This is a genomic window from Actinomadura sp. CNU-125, from assembly GCF_001942465.1.
Lineage (GTDB): Bacteria > Actinomycetota > Actinomycetes > Streptosporangiales > Streptosporangiaceae > Spirillospora.
Genome location: NZ_MKJY01000360.1, coordinates 1 through 4,346 on the forward strand (window position 1 = coordinate 1; position 4,346 = coordinate 4,346).

Annotated in this window: 2 protein-coding genes and 2 pseudogenes; all 4 read left to right on the forward strand. The window is 75.8% G+C overall.

What is annotated here, in order from left to right; genetic code table 11:
* Nucleotides 1-1,221: DUF4132 domain-containing protein (locus BJF79_RS33320; RefSeq protein ID WP_143220569.1), on the forward strand; the 1,221-nt coding region annotated here is incomplete at its 5' end.
* A gap of 421 nt (nucleotides 1,222-1,642) precedes the next feature.
* Nucleotides 1,643-2,005 (forward strand): annotated as a pseudogene (locus tag BJF79_RS67565) (ATP-binding protein); the annotation flags it as partial.
* A 493-nt stretch (nucleotides 2,006-2,498) separates the two neighbouring features.
* Nucleotides 2,499-3,002 (forward strand): annotated as a pseudogene (locus tag BJF79_RS67570) (DUF5682 family protein); the annotation flags it as partial.
* A 79-nt stretch (nucleotides 3,003-3,081) separates the two neighbouring features.
* Nucleotides 3,082-4,346, forward strand: a 1,265-nt coding sequence (locus tag BJF79_RS33330; RefSeq protein ID WP_262402916.1) for a DUF5682 family protein, incomplete at its 3' end; no start/stop codon positions are given.

The window sequence follows — 4,346 nt, forward strand, 5'->3', positions numbered from 1 at the left end:
CTGGCCGCGTTCGGCCGCGCGGTGTTCGAACGGTGGCTGGAGTCGGGCGCCCCGGCGAAGGAGGTGTGGGCGCTGGACCAGCTCGGCGCGACCGGCGACGACGCGACCGTCCGGCTGCTCGCGCCGCTCGTCCGCGCCTGGGGCGACGGCAGCGGCGTCGCGCGCGCGACGCACGGCCTGGACGCGCTCGTCGGCATCGGCTCCGACGCGGCGATGGGCGCGGTCTACGACATCATGCTGAAGACGAGGTCGTCCGCGCTGTGGAAGGAGGCGCGGCGCAAGTTCGACCTCGCCGCCGCCGAACGCGGGCTGACCGTCGAACGGTTCGCCGACCGGCTCGTCCCCGGCTTCGGCCTGGACGCCGCCGGGAGCATGGTCCTCGACTACGGGCCGCGCCGGTTCACCGTCGGGTTCGACGAGCAGCTCAAACCGTTCGTGGCCGACGAGTCCGGCAAGCCGCGCAAGTCGCTGCCCAAGCCCGGCGCCAAGGACGACCCCGACCTCGCGCCCGCCGCCTACGCGGCGTTCGCGACGCTCAAGCGGGAGGTGCGCGCCGTCGCGGCCGACCAGCGCCGCCGCCTCCAGCGGGCGATGCTGGCGGGACGCCGCTGGGACCCCGCCGAGTTCCGCGACCTCGTCGCCGGGCACCCGCTCGTCCGGCACCTCGCGCGCCGCCTCGTCTGGACGGCCCACGACCCGACGGCCGACGACCCGACGGCCCACGACGGCGGCACCGTCGCGGCGTTCCGGGTCGCCGAGGACGGCACGTTCGCCGACGTCCACGACGACGCGTTCACCGTTCCCGGGTCGGCGCTGATCGGGCTGCCGCACCCGCTGCACCTGGGCGCCGACGCCGTGGACGCGTGGTCGGAGGTGTTCGCCGACTACGAGATCCTGCAGCCGTTCCCGCAGCTCGGCCGTCCCGTCGTCGTCCTGACCGAAGCGGAACGGCACGCCGACCGGCTGGACCGGGTCGCGGGCGTCCGGCTGACGGAGGCCGCCGTGGAGGGGCTGCGGCGGCGCGGCTGGTACACCGACCGCTACCGCAGCCTCGAACGGACGATCGGCGGCGTCCACCGCGTCGACGTCGAGGCCGAGCGCGCCGGAGACGACCGTGTCCTCGGGACGGTCCGGCTTGCCGGCGGCGCGCGGACGTTCGGCGAACTCGACCCCGTCCGGCTGTCGGAGACCCTCACCGCGCTGACCGACGCGGCGGGCTGACGGCCCGCCCCCGCTCGACCCGCCCGACCCGCTCGTCCGATTTCCCCTATACGCCCGGACGGTGCCAGCATGATCGGCACCCGGGCCGAAGTGTCCGACGCGCTTGCCACACTGGTCTCCGCGGCCGGGACGGCCGCCCGATGACCCCCGGAAGAAGGAAATGACGAAAGACACTGGCAGAGACACCGGCCAGGACACCACCGACTACCAGCGGCCCCCCGCCGAGGTCCGGTACGCCGCCGAGCTGGAGCGGCTCGCGCAGGACGACACCGCGCCCAGGCCCCCGGGGTGGGCGCTGAGCCTGACGGCCGCGCGCCGGTTCATCGTCGGTGACGACAAGCTCGGCGTCACCCGCAAGTTCGTCGGCGACACCGCGCTGATCGACCGCGCGCTGGTGACGCTGGCGACCAGCCGCGGGCTGATGCTGGTCGGTGAGCCCGGCACCGCGAAGTCGCTGCTGTCGGAGCTGATCGCGGCGGCGGTCAGCGGCACCTCCACCCTGACGATCCAGGGCGGCGCCGCCACCACCGAAGACCAGATCAAGTACTCGTGGAACTACGCGCTGCTGGTGTCGGAGGGCCCCTCCACCCGGTCGCTGGTGCCCGCGCCGCTGCTGCACGGGATGGCCGAGGGCCGGGTCGTCCGGTTCGAGGAGATCACCCGCTGCCCCCTCGAAGTGCAGGACTCGCTGCTCTCCCCGCTGTCGGACCGGGTCATGGCGATCCCGGAGCTGACCGGCCCGGAGGCGATGGTGTTCGCCCGCGACGGCTTCAACGTGATCGCCACCGCCAACACCCGCGACCGCGGCGTCAACGAGATGAGCGCGGCGCTGAAGCGCCGGTTCAACTTCGAGACGGTGTTCCCGATCGCCGACTTCGCCGTCGAACTCGACCTCGTCGAGGCGGAGGCGGCGCGGCTGCTGGAGCGCAGCGGCGTCCAGGCCCCGCCGCGCCGCGACGTCCTGGAGGTCCTCGTCACGACGTTCCGCGAGCTGCGCTCCGGGACCACCGAGGAGGGCCGCTCCCTGGACAAGCCGCAGGCGGTGATGAGCACGGCCGAGGCGGTGTCGGTCGCGCACGCCGTCGGGGTGCGCGGCTGGTTCCTGCGCGGCGAGCCGGGCGGCGCCGCCGACATCGTCGAGTGCCTCGCCGGGACCGCCGCCAAGGACAGCGCCGACGACCTCGGCCGCTGCGCCGCTACCTGGAACAGCAGGCGTCCCGCCGCAAGGGCGAGCAGTGGAAGGCGCTGCACGCCGCCCGGCACCTGCTGCCCGGCTGATGGCGGTCACGTTCGTCGGGGTCCGGCACCACAGCCCCGCCTGCGCCCGGCTGGTCCGCGAGACGATCGAGCGGCTGCGGCCCGCGCACGTCCTGGTCGAGGGGCCCGCCGACTTCACCGGACGGCTGGACGAGCTGCTGCTCGGCCACGAACCGCCCGTCGCGATCTTCAGCTACCACCGGGACGGCGACCGCGTCGGCCGGTGCTGGACGCCGTTCTGCGGCTACTCGCCGGAATGGGTCGCGCTGCACGCGGGCCGCGCCGCGGGCGCCGACGTCCGGTTCATCGACCTGCCCGCCTGGCATCCCGCGCTCGCCGACCGCGACAACCGCTACGCCGACGCCGAGAAGCGCTACGCCGAGGCGACCGGGCGGCTGCTCCGCGAGTTCGCCGTCGACAACACCGACATCCTGTGGGACCACCTGTTCGAGATCGGCGACCCGGACGGGCTCGCCGAACGGCTCGACGCCTACTTCGACCTGGTCCGCGGCGAGGCCGAAGCCGGGGAGGACGACACCGCCCGCGAGGCGTACATGGCGCGGTGGATCCGCGCCGCCGAGGCGCCGCCGCGACCGTCCCGTCGTGGTCGTGACCGGCGGCTTCCACACCCCGGCGCTGCGCGCCCTCGCCGCCGCCCCCGCCCCGGACGACGCCGCCGCCGACGGCCCGGAGGGCTGGCCGGAGGTGCCGGAACCGGCGGACGGCACGGACGGCGGAGGCTTCCTCGTCCCGTACTCGTTCCGGCGGCTCGACGCGTTCACCGGCTACCAGTCGGGCATGCCGTCGCCCGAGTACTACGAGCGGCTCTGGGCCGACGGCCCGGACGGCGCGGCCGCCGCGCTCATCGAGTCGGTCGTGACGCGGCTGCGCGAGCGCAAGCAGGCCGTCTCGACCGCCGACCTGATCGCCGCCCGCACCCTCACCGACGGCCTGACCCGGCTGCGCGGCCACCGCGCGCCGCCCGCACCGACCTGCTGGACGGGCTGGTCGCCGCGCTCGTCGCCGACGACCTCGACCAGCGGCTCCCGTGGACGTCGCGCGGCCCGCTCGGCCCCGGCGCCCACCCGGCCGTCGTGGAGATGGTCGCGGCGCTCGGCGGCGACCGCGTCGGGCGGCTGCACCCGGACACGCCCGCCGCCGCCGCTCGTCCACCACGTCGCGGCGGAACTGGAGCGGCTCGGGCTCGGCAAGAGCGGCCCGCTCACCGTCAAGCTGACGCAGCCGCGCGGGCTGGAACGCAGCCGGGCGCTGCACCGGCTGCGCGTCCTGCGGATCCCCGGCCTCGTCCGCGACTCGGGTCCCGACAGCGGCGCCGACCAGGTGCTGGAGGAACGCTGGCGGATCGACACCGCCGACCCGCGCGGGCAGCGCGAGGCCGCGCTGATCGAGGCGGGCGCGTACGGGCCGACGCTCGCCGACGCGGCCGCCGCCGTCCTGGACGAGCGCGGCGCCCGCGCCGGCGCCGACGTGGCGGGGCTCGCGGCGGTGCTGTTCGACGCCGCGCTGTGTGGGTGCGCCGACCAGTCCGGCCGCGTCGCGCAGTCCCTCGCCGACGGGATCGGCGCCGCGTCCGACGTGGCCGCGCTCGGCGCCGCGCTGGAGGTCGTCCTCGGGCTGTGGCGGCACGACCGGGTGCTCGGCACCGCCGGAAGCCCCATGTTCGGCTCGGTGATCTCCGAATGCACGGACCGGCTGCTGTGGCTGCTGGAGGGGATCCGCGGCGGCCCGGCGCCCGCCGACTTCGGCCGGTTGCGGGCGGTCGCCGCCGACCGGGACGCGCTGCTGCTCGGCGTCCGCGCCGCCGTCCGGCGGGCGGCCTCGGCCTGGACGAGGACGAGCGCGCGGCG